We start from the raw sequence: 26,872 nt of genomic DNA on the forward strand, positions 1-26,872 counted from the left end.
ACCGGGCAAGGCCCAGAGTGGAGAAAACATGACCGGTTTTTCTGCGGAACAGGCCGCAAATCGAAAACGTGCGAAGGCGGCCCCCGGGCCCATGGCGATGTTCTTTCGCGGCTTTCTCAAGCATCCCGTCATGGTCGGCTCGATCATCCCGTCGTCCAAGGCGGTGATCAATCGCATGCTGGCGCCGGTCGATTGGGCCAACACCAAGCTGTTCGTCGAATATGGCCCCGGCGTCGGCACCTTCACCCGGCCGATCCTGGAGCGCCTGGCGCCCGACGCGACGCTGGTCGCGATCGATACCAATCCGGATTTCTGCGAATATCTGAAGATCTCGATTCCCGATTCGCGGTTGCAGATCGTCAACGGGTCGGCGGTCGACGTGAACGAGATTCTCGAGCAGCTGGGCTTCGGCCAGGCCGATTATGCCTGCTCCGGCCTGCCCTTCTCGACGCTGCCGCCCGGCATCGGCCCCGCCATCGCCGATGCGACCTCGGCCGCGCTGCGCCCCGGCGGCGCCTTCCTCGTCTACCAGTTCAATCCCAAGGTGCGCGATATCGTCGCGCCCTCGTTCAAGCATGTCGATCATGCCTTCGAATTCTGGAACGTGCCGCCGGCCCAGCTCTGGTGGTTCCGCAACGACTAACCGATGTCGGCCCCCGGCGTGCGGAAATTGAGGCGGCGGGTGACGGTGTAGTCGACCACCGCCACCACGAAATAGGCCAGCCGCCACTTCGTCCGCATCCACCAGCCGGCACGCTCGCGGATCAGCGCGAGGCTCGCCTCGCGCGAGGCTTCGACCTCCTGCTCGAAATATCCGCGGAGGCGCTCGGCAAGCGGGGCATGGTCGATCCGCAGCATGATCTCGCAATTGATGTAGAGGCTGCGCATGTCGAAATTGGCCGAGCCGATATAGCTCACATCGTCCGCGACGAAGAGCTTGGTGTGGAGCTTCTGCGGCTGATATTCCCATATCCGCCCGCCCCGCCGGAGCAGCCGGACATAGCAGTGGCGCGCCGCCGAGATCGTCATCGTGTTGTCGGATTTCGCCGCCGAGATGATCCGCAGCGTGCCGCGCCGGGCCAGCCGGCCGATCCGCCGCAACATCCCGGGATTGGGCGCGAAATAAGCGGCGATCACGTCGAGCCGCCGGCTCCGGCCGATATCGGCCTTGAGCGCGCGCGCCCAGGGGCTGAGCCGCTGGGTCGGCCCGCCGAACAGCCAGCGCAGCTGCCCGCTCTTCTGGCTCTTGCGAATGAGGCAGCGGTTGAGCGTGCGGATCCTCGCCTTCGGATCCTGCGCCCAGGCCTGGATATGATCGAAATAGCCGTGGAGATGCGCCGCCGCCGGGCCCTCCACCAGAAGACCGAGATCGCGCCAATCCTCTTCGCCGGTGCCGAAATAGCCCTGCGCGACGTTGAACCCGCCGACCAGCGCGCGCCCTTGGTCGGCGAGCGCCAGCTTCTGGTGATTCCGCAGCAGATACCGACGGCCGAAGCGCGGCAGGAAGCGGCAGACCGCCGCCCCGGCCTCGCGCAGCGGCGCGAAGAAGCCGTCGCTGGCCCGTTCGCTGCCGAACCCGTCGACCAGCAGGGACACCGTCACGCCGCGCGCACAGGCCGCCATCAGCGCGTCGCGCACGCGGATGCCGACCGGATCGTCCCAGAAGATATAATAAAGCAGCCGCAGATGATGCTCGGCGCCGTCGATCAGCGCGATCAGCGCCTCCAGCCGTGCGTCGGGATCGATCAGGAGGTGGAGCCGGTTGCCGTCGACCTCGAAGCGGTCGCGGCTGTCGGCATCGAGGATGGCCATGGCCCTTCCATGCCGCCCCGCCCACCCGAAAGGCAAGCATCGCCGGGCCGGGACGGCCGCTTTCATTGACAGAAACGCTCCGCCTCGCTACCTGCCACCGTTCATCCGACAGTCTGTCATTATATTACGGAGCCAGCATGGCGCGCGTCACCGTCGAGGATTGCGTCGACAAGGTCCCCAACCGCTTCGATCTCGTGCTGCTCGCGGCTCACCGCGCGCGCCAGATCTCGGGCGGGGCGGAGCTGACCATCGATCGCGATCGGGACAAAAATCCGGTCGTCGCCCTGCGCGAGATCGCAGACGAAACGGTTACTCCGAATCATCTCTCCGAATCGGCGATCACGGGCCTTCAGCGCGTGCAGGTCGATGAGGATGATGCGGTGGACGAGATGGGTTCGCTCGCCCAGTCGGCGGAGGCCCTGCGCCTCACCGCCGCGGCTCCGGCGCGCAACCAGAATGTCGGCCCCGACTACGAATGATCGAGCCTCAGCCGGCCGCGGCGACGCGGCCGGCCATCGGACGCTCGGCGGCGACCTCCTCGTCCTGATCGAGAACGATCCAGCGCAGCTCGTTCATGTCGAGCTTGCGCCCGTCGGCGGCGAAGATCGACATTTCCTGCACCGGAAGGCCGTCGCGCGCATCCACCAACCGGGAGCTGGTCGGGCCGCACGCCGCCCACTTGGCGCCCCACTGCCTGAGCGACACCAGCGCCGGCAACAGCGCCGCCCCCTTCTCGGTCAGCAGATATTCCACCTTGCGCTTGTCGTCGGTGCAGGGGCAGCGTTCGAGCAGGCCGTGCGCCACCAGCCGCGAAAGCCGGTTGGCGAGAATGTTGCGCGCGATGCCCAGCGTCGACTGGAACTGCTCGAAATGCTCCAGCCCGTTGAACGCGCCGCGCAGGATCAGGAACGACCAGCGCTCCCCCACGACCTCCAGTGCGGCTGTCAAACTGCAGCCGGTCACGATCCGGCGAACGACGTCGCTGTCTTCCACGGGCCTCTCCTCTTTGTCCTAAGATAGAGGCTGTTACCGAAAAACCCAAATGCCGACGCGGGCGGGCAACACTGTCGTTGAAAAAGCGCGATCTTCGGCGATTTGCGGGCTTGTGCTGGACCACCTGACAACCACATCATGCGTCCGTGCTCAGACAATATGAACTCGTCGAGCGGGTACGCCGCTATGATCCCGATGCAGACGAGGATCTGATCAATCGCGCCTATGTCTTTTCGATGCAGGCGCATGGTTCGCAGAAGCGCGCGTCCGGCGATCCCTATTTCAGCCACCCGATCGAGGTGGCCGGCATCCTGACCGATCTCCATCTCGACGACGAGACGATCGCCACCGCGATCCTGCACGACACGATCGAGGATACGGTCGCCACGCCGGAGCAGATCGAGAAGCTGTTCGGTCCCAATATCGCCCGGCTGGTCGATGGCGTCACCAAGCTCTCGAAGATCGAGGCGCAGTCCGAGAATGAGCGGGCGGCGGAGAATCTCCGCAAGTTCCTGCTCGCCATGTCCGACGATATTCGCGTGCTGTTGGTGAAGCTGGCCGATCGGCTGCACAATATGCGCACGCTCCACCATATCCCGCGCGAGGCGAAACGTCGCCGCATCGCCAGGGAGACGATGGACATCTACGCGCCGCTCGCCGAGCGCGTCGGCATGTACGAGTTCATGAAGGAAATGCAGACGCTCGCCTTCCAGATCCTCGAACCCGAAGCCTATGAGTCGATCACCAAGCGGCTGGAGCAGCTCAAGGAAGGCGGCGGCGACAGGATCGCGCGCATCGCCTCGGGCCTCACCATGATGCTGCGCCGCCATGGCATCCAGGCCGAGGTATCGGGCCGCGAGAAGCATCCCTATTCGATCTGGCGCAAGATGACCGAGCGCCACATCAGCTTCGAGCAGCTGTCCGACGTGATGGCGTTCCGCGTGGTCGTGGCGGATACCGAGCAATGCTATCGCGCGCTGGGGTTCATCCACGAGCGCTGGCCGATGGTGCCGGGCCGCTTCAAGGATTATGTCTCGACCCCCAAGCGCAACGGCTATCGCTCGCTCCACACCTCGGTGATCCACAACGAGAAGGTGCGGATCGAGGTGCAGATCCGCTCCGAGGCGATGCACGCCCAGGCCGAATATGGCTATGCCGCGCACTGGGCGTACAAGCAGGGCACCGCGGCCGATGTCGGCGGCACCAAGGTCAGCTGGATCCGCGATCTGGTCGAGATCCTCGACCATGCCGACAGCCCCGAGGAGCTGCTCGAGCATACCCGCATGGCGATGTATCAGGATCGCATCTTCGCCTTCACCCCCAATGGCGAGCTGATCCAGTTGCCCAAGGGATCGACCCCGATCGATTTCGCCTATGCCGTCCACACCGATCTCGGCAACCAGGCGGTCGGGGCGAAGGTGAACGGCCGGCTGGTGCCGCTGCGCACGCCGATCCAGAATGGCGATCAGGTGCAGGTGCTGAAGTCCGCCGCGCAGAAGCCGCAGCCCGAATGGATGAACTTCGTCGTCACCGGCAAGGCCAAGGCGACGCTGCGCCGCTTCGTCCGCCAGAAGGAGCGCGAGGAGATGATCGCGCTCGGCCGGAAATTCTACGACGAGATCGTCTCGCGGCTACCGGCGCCGCTGAAGCCCGATGCGCTGGCGCAGGCGGTCAAGCGCCTCCATGTCGGCGACGAGAATGCGCTGATGGAGGCGATCGCCCGCCGCACGATCGACGATGCCGCCGTCGCCGAGGCGCTGATGCCGGGCGCGGATGCCGAGGCCAGCGCGCGGCCGGTGCCGCATCGCGACGCGGTGTCGATCCGCGGGCTCACCCCCGGCGTCGCCTTCCAGCTCGCCGAATGCTGCCATCCCGTACCCGGCGACCGGATCGTCGGCCTGCGCAAGCCCGATGCGCCGGTGGAGGTCCATGCGATCGACTGCCCGACCCTGGCGGCCGGGCCGGAAGAGGCCGATTGGGTCGATCTCGCCTGGGGCGACAAGTCCGACGGCGGCACCGCGCGGCTCTCGGTGATCTTGCGCAACGAGCCGGGATCGCTGGGCGCGATGGCGGGCATCCTCGGCGCGCACGCCGCCAACATCCTCAACCTATCGCTGGTCCATCGCGACACCAGCTTCCACACCTTCCAGGTCGATCTGGAGGTGCATGACCTCGCCCATCTGATGCGCATCCTCGCCGCGCTGCGCGCCGCCGACGCGGTGAGCCAGGCCGAGCGCATCCGGCTCGGCGACGAGGAGCGCTGGGAGGCAGCCTGAGCGATCTCGCCGGAGATCGCGCGGGCGGACGTCAATCTTCGGGAATGGCCCGCGCGTCGGTCACCGCATCGAGCGGAATGGTGCCGTAGACATGCGGGAAGAGCTGGCCGCCGCGCGACGGCTCCCACACCACGGCGTCGCCCAGTTGCACCAGATCGACCTCGGCCAGCACCAGATCGTGCAGCCCCTCGAAATGCTTGGCGTGGGTCTCCGCCACCTGCGCGGCGGTGGAGAGGTGGATATAGCCATCCTCGATGTCGATCGGTGCGCCGCTGAACTCGCCGCGATCCTGCCAGCCCGCCCACTGACCCGCAGTCAGAATCTTATAAGCCTTGGTCATGTCCGCCTGATTATGGATGGAGATGCCCTGCCTCGCAACATGGCCCCTGTTCGAGCTGGAGCGTCACGTGCCGCACCGAGAAGCGTTCGTCGAGCATCCGGATCAAGGCGACCCGCACCCCTTCGGGCTCCGCCGCGTCCGCCAGCTCGACATGCGCGGTGAGGCTGGCATCGTCGCCGGCCAGCGACCAGAGGTGAAGATCGTGGACGCCGCCGACGCCCTCCGCCCCGGCGATCGCCGCGCGGACCTCGTTGAGCGACAGCCGCGACGGCACGCCTTCGAGCAGGATCTGGGTCGTGTCGCGCAGCAGGCTCCACGTCCGCGGCAACACCCAGAGCGCGATGCCGATGCCGATCAGCGGATCGATCCACTGGAAATGGGTGAACCAGATCGCGGCGGCCCCGACGATCACGGCGAGCGAGCCGAGCGCATCGGCCATCACCTCCAGATAGGCGCCCTTGACCGCCATCGAGTGGCCCCGGCCGCCGGACAATACCGCCATCGCGATCACATTGGCGACGAGGCCCAGGGCCGCGACCGCCATCATGCCCAGCGACGCGACCGGCACCGGATCGAAGAAGCGCCGCACGCCCTCGACCAGCACGACGCCCCCGACGATGAACAGCAGCACCGCGTTGAAGGCGGCGGCGAGAATCTCGAAGCGGCGATAGCCGAAGCTGCGCTGATCGTCGGCCGGCCGCTTGGCGATCGCCAGCGCCGCCAGGGCAATGGCGAGCGCCGCCGCATCGGTGAACATGTGCGCGGCGTCGGACAGCAAGGCGAGGCTGCCGAACCACCATGCGCCCGCCAGTTCGGCGCCCAGCACCGACAGGTTCAGGCAGAGCGCGATCCCGATGCGATTGGCGCTGGCGCCGGCGGCATGGTCGTGATGCCCGCCGGGGCCATGGCTGTGCCCATGATGGCCATGGTCGTGATGACCATGACTATGACCGTGATCATGCTGATGGCCGTGGTCGCGATGGGGGCGACCATGGTCATGGTCATGGTCATGGTCATGGTCATGTGAGGAGGCGTTCATCATCGACCCTTAGCGCAAACCGCCATGCCGCGTCATTACAACGCGGTCAGGAGCGGGCGGCGATGAACGCTCGCTCAGACGAACGCATCCATCGCCGCGAGCATCGCCGATCCGCCCTTTTCGGCCTCGTCGGCGCCGTGGCGCATGAATGCGAACAGCTCGCGCCCGGTGCCGATCGGGGGCAGCGGCGCATCCGCCATCTGCCGGGACTCCCATTCGTCGAAATCGACCAGGGCCTCCAGCGAGCCCTCCTCGGCGGACAGGCGGATGATGTCGCCGTCGCGGACCCGGCCGAGCAGGCCGCCGCCCAGCGCTTCGGGGGAAACGTGGATCGCCGCCGGCACCTTGCCCGACGCGCCCGACATCCGCCCATCGGTGACGAGGGCGACGCGGAAACCGCGATCCTGCAACACGCCGAGCGGCGTCGTCAGTTTGTGCAGCTCGGGCATACCGGTGGCGCGCGGCCCCTGGAAACGGACGACGACGATCACGTCGCGCTCCAGCTCGCCCGCCTTGAACGCGGCGAGCACGTCATTCTGGTCGGAGAAGACGCGCGCCGGCGCCTCGATCGTCCAGCGCGACGGATCGACGGCGCTGGTCTTGAAGGTGCCGCGCCCGATATTGCCCTTCACCAGACGCATCCCGCCATCGGGCTGGAAGGGGTTGGAGGCGGGGCGCACCATCGTGTCGTCGAGCGGCTCGGCGGGGGCAGGCTCCCACACCAGGGCGTCGTCGATCAGGCGTGGATCGCTCTTGTAATCGGCGAAGCCGCCCTTCGCGATGGTCAGGATATCGCCATGCAGCAGGCCATGCTCCAGCAGCGTCGAGATCACGTAGGAGAGGCCGCCGGCGGCCTGGAAATGGTTCACGTCGCCCGATCCGTTCGGATAGACGCGCGTCACCAGCGGGATCACTGCCGAGAGCCGATCGATATCCTCCCAGTCGATGATGATCCCCGCCGCGCGCGCCATCGCCGGGATATGGATCGCATGGTTGGTCGACCCGCCGGTGGCGAGCAGGCCGATCACCGCGTTGACGATCGCCTTTTCGTCCACGACCTTGCCGAGCGGGCGGTAATCGTCGCCGCTCCAGCCAATCTCGGCGAGGCGATGGACGGCGGCGCGGGTCAGTTCCTGGCGCAGCTTGGTGCCCGGGTTGATGAAGGCGGCGTTGGGGATGTGCAGCCCCATCATCTCCATCATCATCTGGTTGCTGTTGGCGGTGCCGTAGAAGGTGCAGGTGCCGGCGCCATGATAGGAGGCGCTCTCGGCCTCCAGCAGCTCCTCGCGCCCGCATTTGCCTTCCGCATAGAGCTGGCGGACGCGCTGCTTCTCCTTGTTGGCAAGGCCGGACGGCATTGGCCCGGCCGGGATCAGGATCGCCGGCAGATGGCCGAAGCGCAGCGCCCCGATCAGCAGGCCCGGCACGATCTTGTCGCAGATGCCGAGCAGGGTCGTGCCCTCGAACATGCCGTGGCTGAGCCCGATCACGGTCGACATCGCGATCGTGTCGCGGCTGAACAGCGACAGGTCCATGCCCGGCAGACCCTGGGTCACGCCGTCGCACATCGCCGGCACGCCGCCCGCCACCTGCGCGGTCGCGCCGACCTCACGCGCCCAGAGCTTCATCTGCTCGGAATAGCGATAATAAGGCTGATGGGCCGACAGCATGTCGTTGTAGGCGGTGACGATACCGATGTTCATCGCCCCGCCGGCGCGGATCTGCGCCTTGTCCTCGCCCGAGGCGGCGAAGCCATGGGCGAGATTGCCGCAGCCCATGCGGGACCGATCCACCCCCGCGTCCCGCTGCCGCTCGATCAGATCGAGATAGCGGGCGCGCATCGGGCGAGACCGCTCGATGATCCGCTGGGTGACGGCGTGGACGGTGGGGTGGAGATGGGTCATTTCTGTCGCCAGTGAATATCGATGGACTGTTCGGCGCCGGCCAGCACGCGGCCGATCGGCCATTCGGAGGCCTCGCCCTGCTCGAGCGCCTCTTCGAGCACCCGCTTCTTCTCGTCGCCATCGATGGTGATGACGATCGAACGGGCGGACAGGATCGCCGAACGGGTGAGCGTCACCCGCGCGACCGGTGCTTCCGGCGGCAGGGGATCGGGGGTGAGGCCGATCGCCTTCTTCTTGGACGACAGCGCCTCGTCATAATCCGGGCCGTGGAAGATCGACGCGGTATGGCCGTTGGTGCCCATGCCGAGCCAGACCAGATCCGGCGGCCACTTCAGATCGGACAGTCGCACGTCCGCCGCATCGCCGGCCTGGCGCACGCCGAGATTGGCGGACGCGATCGGCAGCACCCGCGCGCCCAGCGGCAGGAAGTTCTTGGCAAGCAGATTGGCGTTGCTCAGCGGATCGGTGACATCGACCAGCCGATCGTCGCCGGGCACGATCGTCACGCGCTTCCACGGGAATTTCTGCGCCTTCAGTTTCTCGAACACCGGGATCGGCGACTTGCCGCCCGGCAGCACGAGCAGGCACTCGTTGCGCGCGTCGATCGCGCTTTCGATGATGAATCCGATATCACCGGCAAGCTGTTCGGCCAGCGCGTCGGCATCCTCGTAATCCCACCATTCGGCCTCAATCATTCCAATGCACTCCATCGCGTTCGGTGAGGGCGATCGCGGCGGATGGCCCCCATGTCCCCGCTCCATAGGGACGCGGCGTGACATTGGCAGCCTCCCATCCGTCACGAATCGCGTCGATCCATTCCCACTGCGCCTCCACCTCGTCGCGGCGAACGAACAATGTGGGATCGCCCTCGATCAGATCGAGCAGCAGGCGTTCATAGGCGATGCGGCGGCGGAAGCCGGCGAAGGCGGTGGTGAGCGAGAGATCGAGCGGCACTTCGCGCAGGCGGATGCCCTCGCGATCGAGGCCCGGTTCCTTGGCCATCATCGTCAGCCGAATATTCTCCTCGGGCTGCAGGCGAATGACCAGCTTGTTCGATTGCAGCACCGCGCCGCGCCCGGCGAAGATCGAGTGCGGCACCTCGCGGAACTGGATCACGATCTCGCTATGGCGGTGCGGCAGGCGCTTGCCGGTGCGCAGGTAGAAGGGCACGCCATGCCAGCGCCAATTGTCGACATGTGCCTTCACCGCCACGAACGTCTCGGTCGTCGAGGGCTGCTGGAGCTCGTCGATATAGCCGGGCACGGACTTTCCGGCGACCGCGCCTTCGCTATATTGGCCGGTGACGGTGTGGGTCGCCGCGGTGGCGCGATCGATCGGGCGCAGCGATCGCAGCACCTTGACCTTCTCGTCGCGCACCGAGCGCGGGCCGAAGCGGGCAGGGGGCTCCATCGCCACCAGCGCAAGCAGCTGGAGCATATGGTTCTGCACCATGTCGCGCAGCGCGCCGACGCCGTCATAATAAGATACGCGGCCCTCGAGGCCGACCGTCTCGGACACCGTGATCTGGACATGCTCGATATTCTCGGCATTCCACAGCGGCTCGAACAGGCGGTTGCCGAAGCGCAGCGCGAGCAGATTCTGCACCGTCTCCTTGCCGAGATAATGATCGATCCGGAAGGTCTGCCCCTCGGAATAGGCATCGGCGACGGCATCGTTGATCACGGCGGACGAGGCGAGATCGTGGCCGAGCGGCTTTTCGAGGCCGATGCGGACATTGGGGCCATCGAGGCCCGCCAGCTTGAGCCCGGCGATGGTCGATCCGAACAGCGACGGCGCGGTCGAGAGATAGATGGCGGTGTGCTGGTTATATTCGCTGCCCATCACCTCGCTGAGCGCCGAGAAGCTCTCGGGCTTGGAGGCATCGAGAGGCACGTAATGCAGCCGATCGAGGAAGGACGGAATCGCCTCGGGCTTGCGCGCATCGGCGGAAAGGAACTTTTCGAGCGCCTCGGCCGCGACCGCGCGGAAGCCCTCATCGTCCAGATCGGAGCGCGCCGTACCGATGATCTTGAGATCCGGCGCGATCAATTCCTCGGCGTGGAGCGAGAAGAGCGACGGCAGCAGCATCCGCTGCGACAGATCGCCCGTCGCACCGAACAGCAACAGTCGGGTGGCGGACTGGAGGGACGAGGGCGGGGTCCGGGAGAAACTTTCGATCATGCAGGCTCCATCGGCTGCGGCTTCTGACGAGCGTTGCACTCCTTTGGAGCAGGTGGCTAGAAAAGGCTAGATGGCAGCGCTGTCGTTTTGCGCCCTCGATATGGAGATCGGCTTGCCCCGGGGAAAGCCCCGCCATGCCGCAATCCCCGTGCCCCCACCTGCGGGGAGCACGGGTCGGCCGGTCAGCGCCGTTCGGCGGCCGTCTTCTCGCGCAGCGCCTTGAATTCCGAATCGGCGTTCCAGCTCGGCCATTCGCGCGACCAGGCGAGTCGCCGGCCAAGCGCATAGAGCAGGTTCACATCCTGCGCCGCGCCGCGCAGATCCCAGTCCGCCGACCAGGTGTCGCAGGTCTGATGATAGCAATGCGCGGTATAGTCGGTGACCCATTTGTCGCCGGCTGCCCGGCCGCCGGCGACGAGATCTGCGCCGCCGCCGGCGCCCATCATCAGCAAGGTCGGCACGCCGCGCTTGGCGAGCGAGAAATGGTCGGCGCGGTAGAACAGGCCACGCTCCGGCTTGCTGTCCGGCGTGATCGTGCGGCCCTGCCCCTGGGCGACGTCGGCCAGATCATGGTCGAGGCTGTCCTGCCCGGCGCCGATCAGCACGACATCCCTGGCGGGGCCTGCGGTCTGGAGGATGTCGATGGTCAGCACGCCCACCGTCTTGGCGACCGGGAAGACCGGATTCTGGGCGTAATATTCAGAACCGAGCAGGCCACGCTCCTCGGCCGTCCACAGGCCGAAGACGAGGGTGCGCTGTGGCGCCGGCCCCGCCTTGAACGCCTTGGCGAGCGCCAGCACGCCGGCGACGCCGAGCCCATCGTCATTCGCGCCCGGGCGGATCGTCCGGCCCTGCGCGTCGGCCGCGCCGACGCCATAGGCATCCCAATGCGCCCCGAACATCACCGTCTCTTGCGGATGCTCGGTGCCCGGAATCTGCGCCAGCACATTGTGGCTCTCGATCCTGTCCGACTTGACCGGCATATCGATCGACAGTGCCGCACCCTTCAACGCGATCGGATGGAAGTCCGCCTGCCGCGCCTGCTGCTTGAGCGTCGCCAGATCGAGGCCGGCCGCGCGGAACAGCTTTTCGGCGAAGGGCCGCGCGATCCAGCTCTGCATCGCGACGGGCTGGGGGTGGCCCGCCGCCGCCGGCAGCGCATAGGTGCCGCCGACGCTGTTGCCGGCGACGTTCCAGCCATAGCCGGCAGGCCCATCCTCATGGACGATCAGAGCGCCGATCGCGCCGCGCCGCGCCGCTTCCTCATATTTGTAGGTCCAGCGGCCATAATAGGTCATCGCCTTGCCGCCGAACTTGCCATAGGCGCCGTCACCCGGTTGCGCCTCGAAATCGGGATCGTTGACCAGGAAGACGGCGATCTTGCCGTGCAGATCGACGCCCTTGAAATCGTCCCAGCCGCGTTCCGGCGCGGAGACGCCATAGCCGACGAACACCAGAGGCGCGTCGGCGATCTGGACGCGATCGGTGGCGCGCGTCGTACCCGGCGCGATGTCGGTGCCGACCACTGGCGCGAGATCGGTGCCGCCGACGGTCAGCGCCAGGCTGGACGGCTTGCCCGCGACATCGTGGATCATCGGCACGGCCTGGGTCCATTGGCCGCCCGGGCCAGCCGGCTTCAGACCCAACGCCTTCAGCCGGCCGACCAGATACGCGATCGTCTTCGCCTCGCCCGGCGTGCCCGGTGCGCGGCCCTGATAGGGATCGGAGGCGATCTCCTGCACGGTCGCCGACAGTTCGGCCGGCGTCACAGGGGCGGGTGCCGCCGCGACCAGCAGCGGCAGAGCGAGCGCGGAAAGCAGCGCGGCCTTCATCACATCGCCCCGTAGGAGGCCATGATATCCTTGCGCAGCGCCGCCCCGCTGTCCGCCCGCGCGTAGAACATGTGGCCGCCCGGATACATGTGCAGCTTCACCCGCTCGGCGACGCCGTAGCTCGGCATCTGGGCGACGATCAGCCGCGAACCGAAGTAAGGGCAGGACAGATCGTTCCAACCGTGGACGATGTTGACCACCATCTTCGGATCGATCGCGATCGCCTTGCGCAGATCGGTGACCGGGCTGTCCGAATCGTCGCGATCCCAATCCTTGTTCACCTCGAAGGACAGCGTGTTGTAGCGCGCCTCGACCTTCCAGCCGACCTGGTTGGTGACGAAATCGACCATCGCCGAGGTGGTCGGCGCGATCAGCGTGGTCAGCAGCGGATCATTATATTTGGCGTCGGCGCTGCCGGGGAAGGGATCGTAGGAGGTGTAGTTGGAATCATAGACCGATCCGATCAGCCCCTGCGAGCGCCGGATCTCGCGCAGATAGGTGCCGATATCGACCCGCCCGTTCATGCGGCGGACCAGTGCGGGATCGAGCCCGGTCAACTCCGCGACCTTGGCGGAGAGACGATCCGTCGCCGCCTTGTCGGACGGGCCGGCGAGCAGATCCTGCACATATTGGGTGCGGTCATAAAGTTCGACCGGGCCCATGGTGGTCTCGTCGAGCGGCTTGCCCTGGCGCTCGAAATTGCCGGCTGCCATCGCGGTCAGGTTGATCATCCACGGCAGCGGCGAGAGCGCGTCGTCCTCGCCGATCGCCGGCGGATCGAGATAGGGCGACACCATCGTCATGCCCGAGATACCGACGCCGAGTTCGGTCTGGAGATAATAAGCCAGGCGCGGCACGCGATAGCCGCCATAGCTTTCGCCGGTGAGATATTTCCGGCTGGTCATCCGGTTGTTCTGGAGCAGCCAGTCATAGACGACGCGGCTGAGATAATGGATGTCGGTATCGGCGGTGAAGAAGGCCTTCTTGGTCGCCTCCTTGTCAACGCGGGTGCGCGAGAAGCCGGTTCCGATCGGATCGATGAACACGAGATCGGTGAAATCGAGCCAGCTATTGGCATTGTCATGCAGGATCGCGGGATCGGACGGGGCATCGCCCGCCGCGCCGAACTGCACCTTCTTCGGCCCGATCGCGCCGAGGTTGAGGAACACCGAGGCCGCGCCGGGGCCGCCGTTGAAGGCGAAGGTGACGGGCCGCGCGGCGCCGCGACCGGGCACGGTATAGGCCGTGTAGACCACCTCGCCGATCGTCTTGCCCTTGTCGTCCTTGACCGGGATCGACCCGACCGTCGCGACATAATCGACGCGCTTGCCGCCGATCACCGCCGACTGCTTGATCGATTTGGCGGCCGGGAAGGGCGTGAGATCGCTATCGGGCTTCGCCGCGTCCTTCGCCGCCGCCTTGGCATCGCCCTGATCGGGCTTGTCCGCCGCCAGGGCCGGAGCACCCAGCGCCACGAGAAGGGAAACGCAGGATGCGAGCGAGACGATACGCATAGACAGAAAGCCCCTTGGCCGACGACCCTTTATGGGCCTGCAAGGGGGTGTCTTAGACCATGGCTGCACACCGGCCGCAAGCCGATCCCAGGGGATATGGGTATGCGTTATACAGAAATGTCGCGGATCAGCCGCGCAGCGCGCGGACGGTCCCGGCCAGCACGACCGTTCAATGCTTCAGAACGAACGGCATCCTGACCTGACCCTGCACCATCACCGGCTGACCATTACGCACGATCGGCGCCCAGCGCCACTTGCGGACGGCCGCCAGCGCCGCCTGATCGAGGCGATCCGATCCGCTGCTCTGGGCAATCGAGATGCCGGCGACCTGCCCTTCCGCCGACAGCAGCACGGCGAGAACCACGGTGCCCTCCTCATGCAGGCGGCGCGACTCGATCGGATAGCTCGGTGGTTTGGCGAATATCATCTTCGACGACAGGTCGCCGCCGTCGGCCGGCGTCGCCGGCGGTGCCGCGCTGACCACGGGCGCAGCGGGCGCTGCCGGCGCGACGATGACGCGCGGCGGCGTGGGAACGGGAGCGGTCGCGACCGGGCTGGGCGGCGCCGGCACGGTCACGACCGGTGGCGGTGCGACGATCGCCGGTTGCAGCGGCTTGACCGTCACCTGCTTTTGCAGGGGCGCGGGCGGCTGCTTGGGCGGCGGCGGCGGCGTGATCGCCAGCGAGATCGTCAGCAGATCGTGCTTCGCGATCCGGTTCGGGGTGACGTTCAGCCACAGGAAGCCGGACAGCAACCCGGCGACCATCAGCAGCGAGGCCAGCGCCGGACCAATCTGGAAACGGCGGGATGCCTGATAGGCCGATCGCTCCCACGCCACGGGCAAGACCCGTTCGGCAACCGCCATCGAAGACGATGCCGGCGTCCGGACGTCCTCGCCATCACAGGCGATCGAGGCGGACCTGGTGTCGAAAATCGGACTATCTCCCAAGAGCCAGCCGCGAGACGCCGCCGAGGCTAATGCGACACGTTCGCATAACCCATCCGGACTCACAGGTCGAGGCCTAGTTCGTTCGCCAGCGCGCACAGCCGCGGATCGCTCTGGCGCGCCAGCCAGGCGCACATCTGCGCCATGAAACGGGGCGTGGCGCTTTCCGGCACGCGGCGCAGCCACCCAAGGGCGTCATCCACCTCGCCGCCTTCGATCAACAGGCGAGCATGATTGAAGCGACCGCGAAAATCCCCGCCCTCAGCCGCACGGCGATAATGGACGGCCGCCGCGGCGCGGTCCTGCGTCACCGCCCAGCCGTCTTCGTAAAAGCTGCCGACCATATTGATCGACTTGGCGTGGCCGAGCGCCGCCGCCTTCGCGAACAGGCCGAGCGCGCGCGCCGGATCCTTTTCCACGCCGTCGCCAAGCGACAGCAGGGTCGCGAGATTATAAAACCCCCAGTCGAGGCCATGATCCGCCGCCGCGCGATACCAGTCCGCAGCACGCGCCGTGTCGATCGCCGTGCCCCAGCCATGCTCGAGGCAGCGCCCGACCATGTTCATGCCCATCGGGTGCCCGGCCTTGGCGGCCATGCCGAACCAGCGCAGCGCGTCGACGGGCGAGGGCGGTACGCCATGGCCATCCAGCGCCATCTGGCCGAGGCGGAGCTGCGCCTCGACCGCGCCGCCTTCGGCCGCGACGCGCAACAGCCGCGCCACCTCTGCCGGTGGGCCTGAAAATGCGTCGCGCAGGGCTTCCGCATTCATGTCGTTGAGGGAAGCAAGGTCGGTCATCGATCGTCCCGGCCCGCGGGCGACACGCCTGTCGGCATGCCGCCCGCAGTCGAGCCTCAATAGCGGACGCTGATCGTGCCGAGCACGGTGCGGCCCGCCGCCTGGTTGGCGTAGTGCGCGGCATAGGCCTTGTCGAAATAGCGCTTGTTGCCGACGTTCAGCGCGTTGATCTGCAGCTTGACCATGTCGGTCAACTGGTAGGACGCATTGGCGTCGAAGCGCCAGTAGCTCGGCACGTAGGTGGCGCGGGTCTTGGTGATCACCACCGCGCCATTCTGGACCGCGCGGGTATCCGAATAGCCACCATAGACCTTCGACATGTAGATCGCGCCGCCGCCCAGCGTCAGCTTCGGCGTGATCTTGTAGTTGGTGAAGGTGGTGAAGCTGTTCTTCGGCGTGTTCGGGAAGGCCCTGCCGATGCCGGCCGACGGCGCCGAGATGCCGCCCGTCACGGTCTGCCCGGAATCGAGGATCTTGGACGGCATGTAGGTGTAGCCGCCGAAGACATTCCACTTGTCGGTGATGTTGCCGTTGTAGCTGAGCTCGACACCGCGAATGCGGCGCGTGCCGACATAGAGCGCGAGGCCGTTGGCATCGGTCGTGCGGGCGTTGACCGTCTTGGTCTGGAACAGCGCCAATGACAGGTTGAGATTATTGTCGAGCAGGTTCCACTTCGTACCGACTTCGTAGGAGGTCGTCTTCTGGACCTTGAGCGCGTCGATATCGACGGTGGTCTGGCCGCGGCCCGGGGTCAGGCCGTTATCCTCCGCACCCTGGCCGAGGAACGAGCCCGGCGGGACCGCCGCCTTGGACGTGGAGAAGTAGATGCTGCCATTGTCCTTGGGCTTCAGCACGACGCCGGCCTGGTAGGTCCAGATATTGTTCTTCTTGGTGCCCCATGTGCGCGCGGCGGTGGAGGTGGCGGCGAGGCCGGCACTCACGCTGGTCGAATAATGATCGTAGCGACCGCCGAGGTTGACGAGCAGCCAGTCGGTCAGCGTGATCGTGTCGAACAACGACGCGGCATAGGTGGTCGAATGCGATAGCGTCTGCGTGATCGGCAGGCTCTTCTGGATCGCGGCGGCGGTGCTGCCGAGATCGCTCGTGGTGCTGACCCAGGGATCGTTCGGATTCGGATTGCCGACCGGGGTGCAATAGTAAGCCGCGATCGCGGCGGCGGTGCAGCGTGGCGTCAGCGTCGCGCCGCTGGAAAGCGCCGTGCCGGTCTGCGCGTTCGACACGAAGGTGCCGAATGCCGACTGGAGATGGCTATATTCGAGGCCGCCCGCGATGCTGTGCTTGACGCTGCCGGTGTCGAACTTGCCGGTCAGGTCGGTCTGGTTGATCAGGCCTTCCGAATAGCCGTAGCGGGTATTGGCGCGCCGCCAGACATAACCGCCCGCGTTCGCCGCAGTGCCCGTGGCATTGCCATATACGTCGCCCTGCTGGTCGTCCGGCTGGGACACGATATAGTCCTGCTCGGTGTGCGAGTAGCGCGACGTGTTGCGGATCATGAACCCGTTGTCGAACTCATGCTGCGCGCGGATGGTGAAATCGTTCACGTTGGTATGGCGGAAGTCGCGATCCTTGAGCCCGTAGAAGGCGCCGCGCGGCACATCGATCTCCTGCCCACCGAGCGTGGTGTAATGGCTGACCGGAGCCGTCTCCGTGACACCCGCCGGCGCGTTGGCCAGCGTGTAGGTATAAGGCGTGCCCGCATCCGGCAGTTCGTTGGTATGCAGGTGGTAATAGCTGACGGTCAGGCTGGTCGGCCCGGTCAGCCCGATCTTCACCGACGGTGCGACGCCCCAGCGCTTCTGGAAGATCGCATCGCGACCGGCGACGTTCTGGTCGTGATACATCGCGTTCAGGCGGACGCCGACAAATTCGTTGATGGGCTGGTTGATGTCGATCGTGCCGCGCTTGTAGTCGGCGCTGCCGTAAGTCCCCTCTGCTTCGATGAACCGTTCCGACGTCGGCAGCTTGCTGACGAGGTTGATCGATCCGCCGGCATTGCCGCTGCCGTTGGTGACGCTGTCCGACCCCTTGACGACCTCGATCGAATCGACGTCGAAGGTCTCGCGGGTCTGCGCGCCGATGTCGCGGACGCCGTCGAGATAGGTCGAGTTCTGGCTGTCGAAGCCGCGGATGAACGGACGGTCGCCGAGCGGATTGCCGCCTTCGCCGGCGCCCATCGTGATGCCCGGCACGGTGCGCAGCGCCTCGGCGAGCGTCGCCGACGCGGTATCCTTGATCACCTGCGAGCCGATGACGGTGATCGAGCGCGGGGTATCGATCAGCGGCGCGGTGTATTTCGGCGAATCAAGCTTATCGGTCTTGTAGCTGCCTTCGGTGATCGCAGTGTCGGTCACCGTCACGCCGCCCAGATTGGTCGATGGCGTGTCGGCCTGGGCCGGCGTCGCCTGCGCATAGGCCGGGAATGCCGACGAGATCGCTCCGACGCAGCCAAGTGCGAGGAAACTGGAACCGGACATGCGTGTGCGCTGCGATGATAACATTTGGACCCCTTTGATAGTCATTCGCAATATTGAGACGGCCAATTGCAACTGCGTCTCAATATGTCAAGACTCGTTGCTGGGGCGTATCAGATGCTCAGTCTGCCAGCATCGCCGCCAGCGCCGGGCTCATGCTCTCCTCGGCGACGCCCCCGGCCAACCTCACGATACGCGCCGCGATGCCGTGAGTGGCGGCCATCGCCAGCGCGTTTTCGGTGTCGAGAACGGTGAGCGCCGTCGCCCAGGCATCAGCGTCCAGCGCGCGGTCGTGGATCACGCTGACCGACAGCGTGTCGATCGTCGGCAGGCCGGTGCGTGGTTCGATCGTGTGATCGCCGCGCCGGTAATTGCCGGACGTGGCGACCGCGAGGCCATGCAGGGCGATCCGGAGCGGCGGCAGAGCGGCGCCGGGCGGGTTTTCGAGATCGACCCACCAGGGATCGCCATCCGGCCGCACCCCGCGCCCTGCCAGCTCGCCGCCGATCTCGACCAGATGATGCCGGATGCCGGATGCGCTCAGCAGCTCGGAGACGGCATCGACGGCATGGCCCTTGCCGATGCCCGAGAAATCGAGCGCCAGCCCGCCCGGCTGGCGCAGCCGCGGACCAGCCGGATCGAAGACGAGGCGGTGCCAGCCTGCGCTGGCCAGCGCCGCAGCGACACGATCGGCGGCGGGCGGCCGGGCAGCCGGCACCGGCCCAAATCCCCACAGATTGACGATATCGCCGATGGTCGGATCGAAGGCTCCGCCGGACGCCCTGGCGATGGTTAGGCCATGGGCCACGACATGGGCGAAATCCCGTGGAAGCGTCAGCCATGTTCCCGCCGCCGCCCGGTTGAAGCGCGACAGGTGCGAGTCTTCGACCCACTGGCTCAACTGCGCCACCAGATCGTCCAGCCGCGCCACGATCGATGCCCGAAGGGCAGCGGGATCGGCGATCGGGGGCCGGACATAATGGACGGACCAGCCGGTGCCCATCGTCTCGCCGCCGATCGTCTCCACCGTCGCCGACGCATCGCGATCGGCAAAGGCGGCGATCGATATCGTCGGCGGCAGGGCGATCCTCATGACGGCGGGCTTACGGCGTCATCACTTCGAGCGTGGTGACGTAGCTCATCCGGCGCTCGGTGGCGTGCGGCGTGCTGGTCCTGTCGTCGGTCGCGGTGGCGTTCAGCCAATACATGCCGGCGCCGGGCCAGGTGACGGTCAGCACGCCGCCCGCATCGGTGGTCAGATCGATCGCACCCTCGTCGTTGCGATAGCGCTTGCCGCCGGGGATCACCGTCACCTTCAGGCCGGGCGCCGGCTTGCCGTCGATCAGGAAGCGGAAGCGCGCCGCCTCGCCCGCGACGAGCTCGTCCGGGTGGGTGATCGGATCGAGTTCGAGGCCCTTGCCGTTCGGCTGGAACACCGTTCTGGTCGGCGCACCGGCGGTGACGAAGATCTCGTTGCGGTTGACCATCTCGGTCAGCTTCACGCCGGTCGCGTTGGCCGGGATGTCCGCGACGGTCAGCGGCGCGGCGGCGGGGGCGCCTCCCTGCTGCTGCGGCGGCGAGCCGCGACGACCGATCCGCTTCTCCACGCCGTCAACGGTGAAGCTGCCCATCACGCTGGACGTCTCCGTCCCGATCTTCCACGTGCCCGGTTTGTCGAGCTCGACGTCGAACACCGACCGATAGCGCTCCTTGGCGGCATTCTGGATCGCACCCGGCGAACCATCCGGCGCCCACACCTTGATCCCGTCGGTCGGGAGCGGGAAATGATCGGCATAGAACAGGTCGTTCGAAACGGCCGCGTCCACCGAAACCCAGCTGTCAGATCCCGAAAACACCGTGCCGGAGGGCAGCAGCCACATCCTATGGGCAGAGGCGAGGCTCGGCTGCGCGGCCAGCGCGGCGACGACGAGCAGGCGTGGGCCAAGCAGGCGGGAAACGAGCGGGCGGAGGCGACGCATCTTCATCGGCCGATCCTTCAACGGGCGGAGAGGGTGACGGCACCCAGTTCGGTCTTGCCGGAGGCATGGGCGGCGCCGGCGGGGATCGTGATCGGCACGGTCACGAGCTCGCGCCCGCCAGTTTCGCGGGCCGCCTCGACGTTGAGGACATAATGGCCTGCCGGTAACGTCGGCAGCGCGATGGTATGCGGACCCGGCGCCTGAGTCGCGCCGCTGATGCCGTTGGCCGGCAGAGTCAGGCTGCGGCCGCCCTTGCGCCACCAGGCGCGAAGCTCGGACAGCCATTTGGTGCCGGGTTCGTTGCCCGCTTTGTGGACATCGTACCAGACTGCCAGCGTCTGCGCCGTGCCGCCACCGGCCGGCTCCAGCCATATCGCGACATAGGGGCGATGATATTCGGCGACGCTCAGTTGCGGGATGGTGACCGTCACGGTGCCGGCCCCGGTGCCGGCGGCAACGGCCGGCGCGGCGATCAGGGCGCCCAGCGGCAACAGAGATTTCGAACGCATGGTCTTCCCCTCAATGGATGAACAGGATGGCGAGAATGACGGGCAGCGCGAGCCCTGCGGCGACGATCGGCCAGGTCGCACGCCGGTGCCGGGCGTGCATCTGGAGCAGCAGCAGCCCGGTCAGCGTGAACAAGATGCAGGCGCCGGCGAACACATCGATGAACCAGAACCAGACGCGCCCGGCGTTGCGGCCCTTGTGGAGATCGTTGAGGTAGGAGATCCAGCCGCGATCGGTGGTCTCTGCGCTGATCTTGCCGTTCGCCCGCCCGATGCTGACCCAGGCATCGCCGCCGGGCCGCGGCATCGCGACATAGGCCTCGTCATCCGACCATTCGACCGGTCGTCCGCCCGGATCGAGCCCGACCGCCTGTTTCACCGCCCGCGCGACGGCGGGCGGGAGCGCTGCATCGGCCGTGGCAGGATGCGCCAGTTGGGCGCGAAGCGGCACCGTCAATTGCCCCGTCCTGTCGATGACGACCGGCTTGGCGGAAATCGATTCCGCATGGTTGAGGGTGATGCCGGTGATCGCAAACAGCAGCATCAGGACGAGCGACAGCGCGGCGCTCATCCAGTGCCAGGTGTGCAGCTGCTTCAGCCACCAACTGCGCCAGCGGCGTCTGGGCTTCGGCCTGGTCTGAGAGGGAGGGGAAGGAGGCAATGCGTTCACGATAGCGTTTGCCTAGGATGCGCGATCCGTTCCGGCAATAGCTAATGCGAATCGTTTTCCTTTGCTGATGGCGATGGCGATGATTTCGTCCCGGACAGCTTCCGTCGATGGAAGGGCGATGCCTAAGCCGCCAATCGCGCCAGCGCTGCGCGATATTCCTCGCCGAGCCGGGCGATCAGTGCCGCCGCCGGCACCACCGCGTGGATCGCGCCGATGCCCTGGCCGCAGCCCCAGATGTCGCGCCATGCCTTCTTGCCCGCCGCGAGATCGCCGAAGTTCATATGGGAGGGATCGGAGGTCTCCAGCGCGTCCGGGTCCAGCCCCGCCGCGACGATGCTGGGCTTGAGATAATTGCCATGCACCCCGGTGAAGAGGTTCGAATAGACGATGTCCTCGCCGACCGAATCGACGATCATCTGCTTGTAGGCGGGCACCGCCATCGCCTCCTCGGTCGCGATGAAGGCGGAGCCGATATAGCCCAGGTCCGCGCCGAGCGCGCGCGCCGCCGCCACCGCCGCGCCGTTCGCAATGGCACCCGACAGCGCCAGCGGCCCGTCGAACCATTCGCGAATCTCCTGCACCAGCGCGAAGGGCGACAGAGTGCCGGCATGGCCGCCGGCGCCGGCCGCCACCGCGATCAGCCCGTCCGCGCCCTTCTCGATCGCCTTCTTCGCGAACATGTTGTTGATGACGTCGTGGAAGACGATGCCGCCATAGCTGTGGATCGCGGCATTGATGTCGGGCCGGGCACCGAGCGAGGTGATGACCACCGGCACCTTATACTTCACGCACAGCGCGACATCCTCCTCCAGCCGATCGTTGGTGCGGTGGACGATGAGGTTGACGGCGAACGGCGCATCCTTGTCGGTCAGTTCGCTGGTCAGCCGCTGGAGCCATTGCTCGAACACCCCGGAAGGCCGCGCGTTGAGCGACGGGAACGACCCGACCACGCCGGCGCGGCATTGCGCCAGCACCAGGTCGGGCTGCGAGATGATGAACATCGGCGAGGCGATTACGGGGATCGACAAACGGTTCTGGAACAGCGCGGGCATGGTCATCGGGACGATCCTCTCCTCGACATGATGCGCCCCGGCTTCGCGCGACGCTCATTCTTGTCCGCTTCAAACCATAGATAATGGCGTTATGCACGCAAAAACTGGCGGCATCCGATCAGGCTTTGCGGATGCCGTGGACGATGCGGCGCACCATCTCGTGGCGAATCGTCTCGAAGTCCGGCCCGTCACGATCGAGATGGCCGACCATCTGCAACGAGATCAGCCCGTGCAGCTGCGCCCAGAAGATATGCGCCAGCAAAGTGGGATCGGCATCGAGATCGCCCGCCGCGACCATCTCCTCGGCATAGCCGGTCATGCTCCGCCGCGCCCGCGCCGCCGCGGTGGCCAGTTCGGGATAGAGGGTGATGTCGGGCTGCGAGAGCGCGAAGATCAGGCGGTAGGTATCCGGCCGCTCGAAGGCGAAATCGACATAGGCGCCGCCGATCGCGCGGGAGCGTTCCCAGATGTCGCCCGGCCCGGCCATCACCGCCTCCAGCGTTTCGGACAATTGGTCGAGCGCGGCGGTGCGGGTGGCGGCGAGGATCGCCTCCTTATTCTCGTAATAGCGATAGAGCGCGGTCGCCGACCAGCCGAGCGCCTGCGCGATCGAGTGCATCGACACCCGCTCGATCCCGCGTTCGACCGCCTGGCGTTCGGCGACGCGGCGGATCCGTTCGCGCCCTTGCGCGACCTGGTCTTCGGTAAGCAATATCGGCATCGGCCGGAGAATAGATAACGCCGTTATCCGAGTCCAAGCGAAACCGGCCCGCCGGCCACCGTCGAGCGGCATACGGGCGCCATCAAGAAATTCTTGGCCGCCGGGCCGGGGACATATCGGCTAGGCGACATTATTCTTGGAACAGCGGGCCAACGGGGCCGACGATAAGGATCGGATGGGAATGACGGACGGGATCGGGGCGGACCTTGCGGCGAGGGCATCGGCCCCGGCACGCCTGACCCACCTCCAGCGGCTCGAGGCGGAATCGATCCACATCCTGCGCGAGGTGGTGTCGGAGGCCGAGCGCCCGGTGATGCTCTACAGCGTCGGCAAGGATTCGGCGGTGATGCTGCATCTCGCCAAGAAGGCCTTCTATCCGTCGCCGCCGCCCTTCCCGCTGCTCCATGTCGATACGACGTGGAAGTTCCAGGCGATGTACGCGCTGCGCGAAAAGGCGGCGCGCGAGGCCGGCATGGAGCTGCTCGTCCACCATAATCCCGAGGCGATGGCGCGCGGCATCAATCCGTTCGACCATGGCGCGCTCCACACCGACATGTGGAAGACCGAGGGGCTGAAGCAGGCGCTCGACCAATATGGCTTCGACGCGGCGTTCGGCGGCGCGCGCCGCGACGAGGAGAAAAGCCGCGCCAAGGAGCGCATCTTCTCCTTCCGATCCGCCTCGCACCGCTGGGATCCCAAGAACCAGCGGCCCGAGCTGTGGAATCTCTACAATGCCAAGAAGGCGCCCAGAAATCAGGGAGGAGGGGAGAGCATCCGCGTCTTCCCGATCTCCAACTGGACCGAGTTGGACATCTGGCAATATATCCAGCTCGAGAAGATCGAGATCGTGCCGCTCTATTTCTCCGCCCCGCGCCCGACCGTCGAGCGCGACGGGATGCTGCTGATGGTCGATGACGAGCGCTTCCGGCTGAAGCCCGGCGAGGAGCCGGTGATGCGCTCCATCCGCTTCCGCACGCTCGGCTGCTACCCGCTGACCGGCGCCGTCGAGAGCGAGGCGGCGACGCTGAGCGCCGTGATCCAGGAGATGCTGCTCACCACCACCTCCGAGCGGCAGGGCCGCGCGATCGACAAGGACGAAGGCGGCGCCGGCATGGAGAAGAAGAAGCAGGAGGGCTATTTCTGATGACCCGGCAGGATTCCTCCTACCAGACCGACGCGCTGATCGCCGAGGACATCGACGCCTATCTGGCGCAGCACCAGCATAAGAGCCTGCTGCGCTTCATCACCTGCGGATCGGTGGACGACGGAAAGTCGACCCTGATCGGGCGGCTGCTTTATGACTCGAAGATGATCTTCGAGGATCAGCTGGCGGCGCTCGAGGCGGATTCGAGGCGCGTCGGCACCCAGGGCCAGAATATCGATTTCGCGCTGCTGGTCGACGGCCTCGCCGCCGAGCGCGAGCAGGGCATCACCATCGACGTCGCCTATCGCTTCTTCTCCACCGAGAAGCGCAAGTTCATCGTCGCCGACACCCCCGGCCACGAACAATATACCCGCAACATGGTGACCGGCGCCTCCACCGCCGACCTCGCCGTGATCCTGATCGACGCGCGCAAGGGCGTGCTGACCCAGACCCGCCGCCATTCCTACCTCGCCCATCTGATCGGGGTGCGGCATCTGGTGCTGGCGGTGAACAAGATGGATCTGGTCGGCTACGATCAGGCCACCTACGATGCGATCGTCGCCGACTATCGCGCCTTCGCCGACAGCATCGGGATCGCACGCTTCGTGCCGATGCCGATCTCCGGCTTCATGGGCGACAACATCACCACCCGAAGCGCGAACACGCCCTGGTATGACGGCCCGACCCTGATCGCGCATCTCGAGACGGTCGAGGTCGATCAGGATGCGACCGCGGCACAGCCCTTCCGCATGCCGGTGCAGTGGGTCAACCGGCCCAATCTCGATTTCCGCGGCTTTGCCGGGTTGATCGCCGCCGGCACGGTGAAGCCGGGCGATCCGGTGCGGCTACTGCCGTCGGGCAAGACCTCGACCATCGCGCGCATCGTCACGATGGACGGCGATCTGGAGCAAGCGGTCGCCGGCCAGTCGGTGACGCTGACGCTGGCCGACGAGGTCGATTGCTCGCGCGGCGACGTGATCGCCGCTGCCGCTGCCCCGCCGCAGGCGGCCGACCAGTTCGAGGCGACGATCGTGTGGATGGCGGAGGAGGCGATGCTGCCCGGCCGCTCCTACTGGCTGAAGCTCGCCACCCAGACGGTGACGGCGCAGGTACAGGCGCCCAAATACCAGATCAACGTCAACAGCATGGAGAAGCTCGCGGCGAAGACGCTGGAGCTGAACGCGATCGGCGTCGCCAATCTCTCCACCGACAAGCCGCTCGTCTACGAGCCTTATGCGGACGATCGCGCGGGGCTGAACAAGACATTGGGCGGCTTCATCCTGATCGACAAGATCACCAATGCCACGGTGGCGGCCGGCATGATCCATTTCGCGCTGCGCCGGGCCGAGAATGTCCACTGGCAGGCGATGGATGTCGCGCGCGAGCGCCGCTCCGCGCTCAAGAACCAGAAGCCGGCGGTGGTGTGGCTGACCGGGCTTTCGGGCGCCGGCAAGTCGACCATCGCCAATCTGGTCGATCGCAAGCTCACCCGGATGAACCGCCACAGCTTCCTGCTCGATGGCGACAATGTCCGCCACGGCCTCAACCGCGATCTCGGCTTCACCGATGCCGATCGGGTGGAGAATATCCGCCGCGTCGGCGAGGTCGCGCGGTTGATGGCCGATTCGGGCCTGATCGTGCTCACCGCCTTCATCTCGCCGTTCCGCGCCGAGCGCGAGATGGTGCGCAAGATGATGGCGGATGGCGAGTTCATCGAGGTCCATATCGACACCACGCTCGCCGATGCCGAGGCGCGCGACGTGAAGGGCCTCTATGCCAAGGCGCGGGCCGGGCAGCTCAAGAACTTCACCGGCATCGACAGCCCCTATGAGGCACCGGCAACGCCGGAGATCCGCATCGATACCAGCGCGATGACGGCGGATGCCGCCGCCGATCTGATCGTCGAGCATCTGCTGGCGCTCGAACGATGAGCGCGCCGGGGACGGAAAGCGATACCGCGCTGGCACGGCGCGTCGCCGAGACCGCGGGCGAGCTGCTGCTCACCCTCCAGCGCTCCGGCCTGTTCGCAGGCAAGGCGCTGGGCAAGGCCGGCGATCGCACCGCCAACGCCTTCATCATGGAGGCGCTGGCCCATGCCCGGCCCGACGACGCCGTCCTCTCCGAGGAGGAGAAGGACAGCGCGGCCCGGCTCGCCACCCGCCGGGTGTGGATCGTCGATCCGCTCGACGGCACCCGCGAATATGGCGAGGGCAGGGTCGATTGGGCGGTGCATGTCGCGCTGACCGTCGACGGCGCGCCGGTGGCCGGCGCGGTCGCGTTGCCGGGCATTCCGCTGACGCTCTGCACCGGACGCTGCCCGCCAGCACCGGTGCCGGCCGACACGCTCAGGATGCTGGTCAGCCGTACCCGACCGGCCGCCGAGGCGGTGGCGGTCGCCGATGCGCTCGGCGCCCAACTGGTGCCGATGGGCTCGGCCGGTGCCAAGGCGATGGCGGTGGTGCGCGGCGAAGCGGACATCTACCTGCACACCGGCGGCCAGTTCGAGTGGGACAGCTGCGCGCCCGTCGCGGTCGCCATCGCCGCCGGCCTCCATGTCAGCCGCGTCGATGGCTCGCCGATGGCCTATAACCGCGCCGACCCTTATCTGCCCGATCTGCTGATCTGCCGGCCCGAACTCGCCGAGCGCATCCTCGGCCTGACGCGGGGCTAAGGC

24 protein-coding genes are annotated in these 26,872 nt (G+C 66.6%); 6 read left to right on the forward strand and 18 right to left on the reverse strand.

What is annotated here, in order from left to right; translation table 11 throughout:
• The first annotated feature begins 28 nt into the window (after positions 1–28).
• Positions 29–643 carry a class I SAM-dependent methyltransferase gene (locus PBT88_RS20785; RefSeq protein WP_270077180.1) on the forward strand — a complete coding sequence of 205 codons (615 nt, stop codon included), beginning with the start codon at positions 29–31 and terminating at the stop codon, positions 641–643.
• Here the strand turns inward: PBT88_RS20785 and PBT88_RS20790 are convergent.
• Positions 640–1,812, reverse strand: a complete 1,173-nt coding sequence (locus PBT88_RS20790; RefSeq protein WP_270077181.1) for a phospholipase D-like domain-containing protein — start codon at positions 1,810–1,812, stop codon at positions 640–642. The genes PBT88_RS20785 and PBT88_RS20790 overlap by 4 nt on opposite strands.
• 137 nt (positions 1,813–1,949) lie before the next feature.
• Between PBT88_RS20790 and rpoZ the strand changes: the two genes are divergently transcribed.
• Positions 1,950–2,291, forward strand: coding sequence for a DNA-directed RNA polymerase subunit omega (gene rpoZ, locus PBT88_RS20795; protein ID WP_270077182.1), 342 nt, complete (start codon positions 1,950–1,952; stop codon positions 2,289–2,291).
• A 7-nt stretch (positions 2,292–2,298) separates the two neighbouring features.
• Here the strand turns inward: rpoZ and PBT88_RS20800 are convergent, their stop codons facing one another.
• On the reverse strand, positions 2,299–2,805 hold the full coding sequence (locus PBT88_RS20800; RefSeq protein WP_270077183.1) for a winged helix-turn-helix transcriptional regulator: 507 nt from the start codon (positions 2,803–2,805) through the stop codon (positions 2,299–2,301).
• Positions 2,806–2,951: 146 nt separating this feature from the next.
• Between PBT88_RS20800 and PBT88_RS20805 the strand changes: the two genes are divergently transcribed.
• Positions 2,952–5,081 (forward strand): RelA/SpoT family protein, encoded by a 2,130-nt coding sequence (locus PBT88_RS20805; RefSeq protein WP_270077184.1) that lies wholly within the window; start codon positions 2,952–2,954, stop codon positions 5,079–5,081.
• 31 nt (positions 5,082–5,112) lie between these two features.
• On the opposite strand, the gene PBT88_RS20810 is transcribed toward PBT88_RS20805, so the two are convergent.
• The 16 genes from PBT88_RS20810 to PBT88_RS20885 all read right to left on the reverse strand — a co-directional run bounded on the left by PBT88_RS20810 (position 5,113) and on the right by PBT88_RS20885 (position 23,054).
• The gene (locus PBT88_RS20810) at positions 5,113–5,421 is read right to left on the reverse strand and encodes a DUF952 domain-containing protein (protein WP_270077185.1); all 309 of its coding nucleotides are present in this window, start codon (positions 5,419–5,421) and stop codon (positions 5,113–5,115) included.
• A gap of 10 nt (positions 5,422–5,431) precedes the next feature.
• Positions 5,432–6,460, reverse strand: coding sequence for a cation diffusion facilitator family transporter (locus PBT88_RS20815; protein ID WP_270077186.1), 1,029 nt, complete (start codon positions 6,458–6,460; stop codon positions 5,432–5,434).
• Between the two features lie 74 nt (positions 6,461–6,534).
• Complete coding sequence (gene edd, locus PBT88_RS20820) at positions 6,535–8,364, reverse strand: phosphogluconate dehydratase (RefSeq protein ID WP_270077187.1); 1,830 nt, start codon at positions 8,362–8,364, stop codon at positions 6,535–6,537.
• On the reverse strand, positions 8,361–9,059 hold the full coding sequence (pgl, locus tag PBT88_RS20825; RefSeq protein ID WP_270077188.1) for a 6-phosphogluconolactonase: 699 nt from the start codon (positions 9,057–9,059) through the stop codon (positions 8,361–8,363). Before pgl ends, edd begins: the two co-directional genes overlap by 4 nt.
• Positions 9,052–10,545 (reverse strand): glucose-6-phosphate dehydrogenase, encoded by a 1,494-nt coding sequence (zwf, locus tag PBT88_RS20830; RefSeq protein ID WP_270077189.1) that lies wholly within the window; start codon positions 10,543–10,545, stop codon positions 9,052–9,054. The genes pgl and zwf overlap by 8 nt, the downstream gene beginning before the upstream one ends.
• 182 nt (positions 10,546–10,727) lie before the next feature.
• Positions 10,728–12,377, reverse strand: a complete 1,650-nt coding sequence (locus PBT88_RS20835; RefSeq protein WP_270077190.1) for a M28 family metallopeptidase — start codon at positions 12,375–12,377, stop codon at positions 10,728–10,730.
• Positions 12,377–13,891 carry a S10 family peptidase gene (locus tag PBT88_RS20840; RefSeq protein ID WP_270077191.1) on the reverse strand — a complete coding sequence of 505 codons (1,515 nt, stop codon included), beginning with the start codon at positions 13,889–13,891 and terminating at the stop codon, positions 12,377–12,379. The genes PBT88_RS20835 and PBT88_RS20840 overlap by 1 nt, the downstream gene beginning before the upstream one ends.
• Before the next feature lie 169 nt (positions 13,892–14,060).
• Positions 14,061–14,756, reverse strand: coding sequence for an energy transducer TonB (locus PBT88_RS20845; protein ID WP_270077192.1), 696 nt, complete (start codon positions 14,754–14,756; stop codon positions 14,061–14,063).
• 143 nt (positions 14,757–14,899) lie between these two features.
• A complete protein-coding gene (locus PBT88_RS20850) occupies positions 14,900–15,634 on the reverse strand; it encodes a tetratricopeptide repeat protein (protein WP_270077193.1) in 735 nt (244 codons plus the stop codon).
• 56 nt (positions 15,635–15,690) lie between these two features.
• Positions 15,691–18,129, reverse strand: coding sequence for a TonB-dependent receptor (locus tag PBT88_RS20855; RefSeq protein ID WP_270077194.1), 2,439 nt, complete (start codon positions 18,127–18,129; stop codon positions 15,691–15,693).
• A gap of 118 nt (positions 18,130–18,247) precedes the next feature.
• Positions 18,248–19,219 carry an FAD:protein FMN transferase gene (locus PBT88_RS20860; protein ID WP_270077195.1) on the reverse strand — a complete coding sequence of 324 codons (972 nt, stop codon included), beginning with the start codon at positions 19,217–19,219 and terminating at the stop codon, positions 18,248–18,250.
• 10 nt (positions 19,220–19,229) lie between these two features.
• Entirely contained in the window at positions 19,230–20,111 is an 882-nt protein-coding gene (locus PBT88_RS20865; RefSeq protein ID WP_326521557.1) for a DUF4198 domain-containing protein, read from the reverse strand.
• 11 nt (positions 20,112–20,122) lie between these two features.
• Positions 20,123–20,614 (reverse strand): DUF2271 domain-containing protein, encoded by a 492-nt coding sequence (locus PBT88_RS20870; protein ID WP_270077196.1) that lies wholly within the window; start codon positions 20,612–20,614, stop codon positions 20,123–20,125.
• Positions 20,615–20,624: 10 nt separating this feature from the next.
• On the reverse strand, positions 20,625–21,182 hold the full coding sequence (locus tag PBT88_RS20875) for a PepSY-associated TM helix domain-containing protein (protein ID WP_326521558.1): 558 nt from the start codon (positions 21,180–21,182) through the stop codon (positions 20,625–20,627).
• Positions 21,183–21,403: 221 nt separating this feature from the next.
• Positions 21,404–22,339 carry an NAD(P)H-dependent flavin oxidoreductase gene (locus tag PBT88_RS20880; RefSeq protein WP_270077198.1) on the reverse strand — a complete coding sequence of 312 codons (936 nt, stop codon included), beginning with the start codon at positions 22,337–22,339 and terminating at the stop codon, positions 21,404–21,406.
• 112 nt (positions 22,340–22,451) lie between these two features.
• Positions 22,452–23,054, reverse strand: a complete 603-nt coding sequence (locus PBT88_RS20885) for a TetR/AcrR family transcriptional regulator (protein WP_270077199.1) — start codon at positions 23,052–23,054, stop codon at positions 22,452–22,454.
• A gap of 181 nt (positions 23,055–23,235) precedes the next feature.
• Here PBT88_RS20885 and cysD point away from each other — a divergent pair, with 181 nt between their 5' ends.
• From cysD to PBT88_RS20900, 3 genes are read left to right on the forward strand one after another with little or no spacing between them, the layout of a single operon-like run.
• Positions 23,236–24,198, forward strand: coding sequence for a sulfate adenylyltransferase subunit CysD (gene cysD / locus PBT88_RS20890; protein WP_270077200.1), 963 nt, complete (start codon positions 23,236–23,238; stop codon positions 24,196–24,198).
• Complete coding sequence (gene cysN / locus PBT88_RS20895) at positions 24,198–26,129, forward strand: sulfate adenylyltransferase subunit CysN (protein ID WP_270077201.1); 1,932 nt, start codon at positions 24,198–24,200, stop codon at positions 26,127–26,129. Before cysD ends, cysN begins: the two co-directional genes overlap by 1 nt.
• Positions 26,126–26,869 (forward strand): 3'(2'),5'-bisphosphate nucleotidase CysQ, encoded by a 744-nt coding sequence (locus tag PBT88_RS20900; RefSeq protein ID WP_270077202.1) that lies wholly within the window; start codon positions 26,126–26,128, stop codon positions 26,867–26,869. The genes cysN and PBT88_RS20900 overlap by 4 nt, the downstream gene beginning before the upstream one ends.
• Positions 26,870–26,872: the final 3 nt, after the last annotated feature.

Origin of the sequence: Sphingomonas abietis (assembly GCF_027625475.1) — a bacterium.
GTDB classification, from domain to species: Bacteria; Pseudomonadota; Alphaproteobacteria; order Sphingomonadales; family Sphingomonadaceae; genus Solisphingomonas; species Solisphingomonas abietis.

Coding starts and splice junctions, on each gene's coding strand:
- PBT88_RS20785 (WP_270077180.1), top strand. CDS start 29: ATGACCGGTTTTTCTGCGGAACAGGCCGCAAATCGAAAACGTGCGAAG.
- PBT88_RS20790 (WP_270077181.1), bottom strand. CDS start 1,812: ATGGCCATCCTCGATGCCGACAGCCGCGACCGCTTCGAGGTCGACGGC.
- rpoZ (WP_270077182.1), top strand. CDS start 1,950: ATGGCGCGCGTCACCGTCGAGGATTGCGTCGACAAGGTCCCCAACCGC.
- PBT88_RS20810 (WP_270077185.1), bottom strand. CDS start 5,421: ATGACCAAGGCTTATAAGATTCTGACTGCGGGTCAGTGGGCGGGCTGG.
- PBT88_RS20815 (WP_270077186.1), bottom strand. CDS start 6,460: ATGAACGCCTCCTCACATGACCATGACCATGACCATGACCATGACCAT.
- edd (WP_270077187.1), bottom strand. CDS start 8,364: ATGACCCATCTCCACCCCACCGTCCACGCCGTCACCCAGCGGATCATC.
- pgl (WP_270077188.1), bottom strand. CDS start 9,059: ATGATTGAGGCCGAATGGTGGGATTACGAGGATGCCGACGCGCTGGCC.
- zwf (WP_270077189.1), bottom strand. CDS start 10,545: ATGATCGAAAGTTTCTCCCGGACCCCGCCCTCGTCCCTCCAGTCCGCC.
- PBT88_RS20835 (WP_270077190.1), bottom strand. CDS start 12,377: ATGAAGGCCGCGCTGCTTTCCGCGCTCGCTCTGCCGCTGCTGGTCGCG.
- PBT88_RS20840 (WP_270077191.1), bottom strand. CDS start 13,891: ATGCGTATCGTCTCGCTCGCATCCTGCGTTTCCCTTCTCGTGGCGCTG.
- PBT88_RS20845 (WP_270077192.1), bottom strand. CDS start 14,756: ATGGCGGTTGCCGAACGGGTCTTGCCCGTGGCGTGGGAGCGATCGGCC.
- PBT88_RS20850 (WP_270077193.1), bottom strand. CDS start 15,634: ATGACCGACCTTGCTTCCCTCAACGACATGAATGCGGAAGCCCTGCGC.
- PBT88_RS20855 (WP_270077194.1), bottom strand. CDS start 18,129: ATGTCCGGTTCCAGTTTCCTCGCACTTGGCTGCGTCGGAGCGATCTCG.
- PBT88_RS20860 (WP_270077195.1), bottom strand. CDS start 19,219: ATGAGGATCGCCCTGCCGCCGACGATATCGATCGCCGCCTTTGCCGAT.
- PBT88_RS20865 (WP_326521557.1), bottom strand. CDS start 20,111: ATGAAGATGCGTCGCCTCCGCCCGCTCGTTTCCCGCCTGCTTGGCCCA.
- PBT88_RS20870 (WP_270077196.1), bottom strand. CDS start 20,614: ATGCGTTCGAAATCTCTGTTGCCGCTGGGCGCCCTGATCGCCGCGCCG.
- PBT88_RS20875 (WP_326521558.1), bottom strand. CDS start 21,182: ATGAGCGCCGCGCTGTCGCTCGTCCTGATGCTGCTGTTTGCGATCACC.
- PBT88_RS20880 (WP_270077198.1), bottom strand. CDS start 22,339: ATGACCATGCCCGCGCTGTTCCAGAACCGTTTGTCGATCCCCGTAATC.
- PBT88_RS20885 (WP_270077199.1), bottom strand. CDS start 23,054: ATGCCGATATTGCTTACCGAAGACCAGGTCGCGCAAGGGCGCGAACGG.
- cysD (WP_270077200.1), top strand. CDS start 23,236: ATGACGGACGGGATCGGGGCGGACCTTGCGGCGAGGGCATCGGCCCCG.
- cysN (WP_270077201.1), top strand. CDS start 24,198: ATGACCCGGCAGGATTCCTCCTACCAGACCGACGCGCTGATCGCCGAG.
- PBT88_RS20900 (WP_270077202.1), top strand. CDS start 26,126: ATGAGCGCGCCGGGGACGGAAAGCGATACCGCGCTGGCACGGCGCGTC.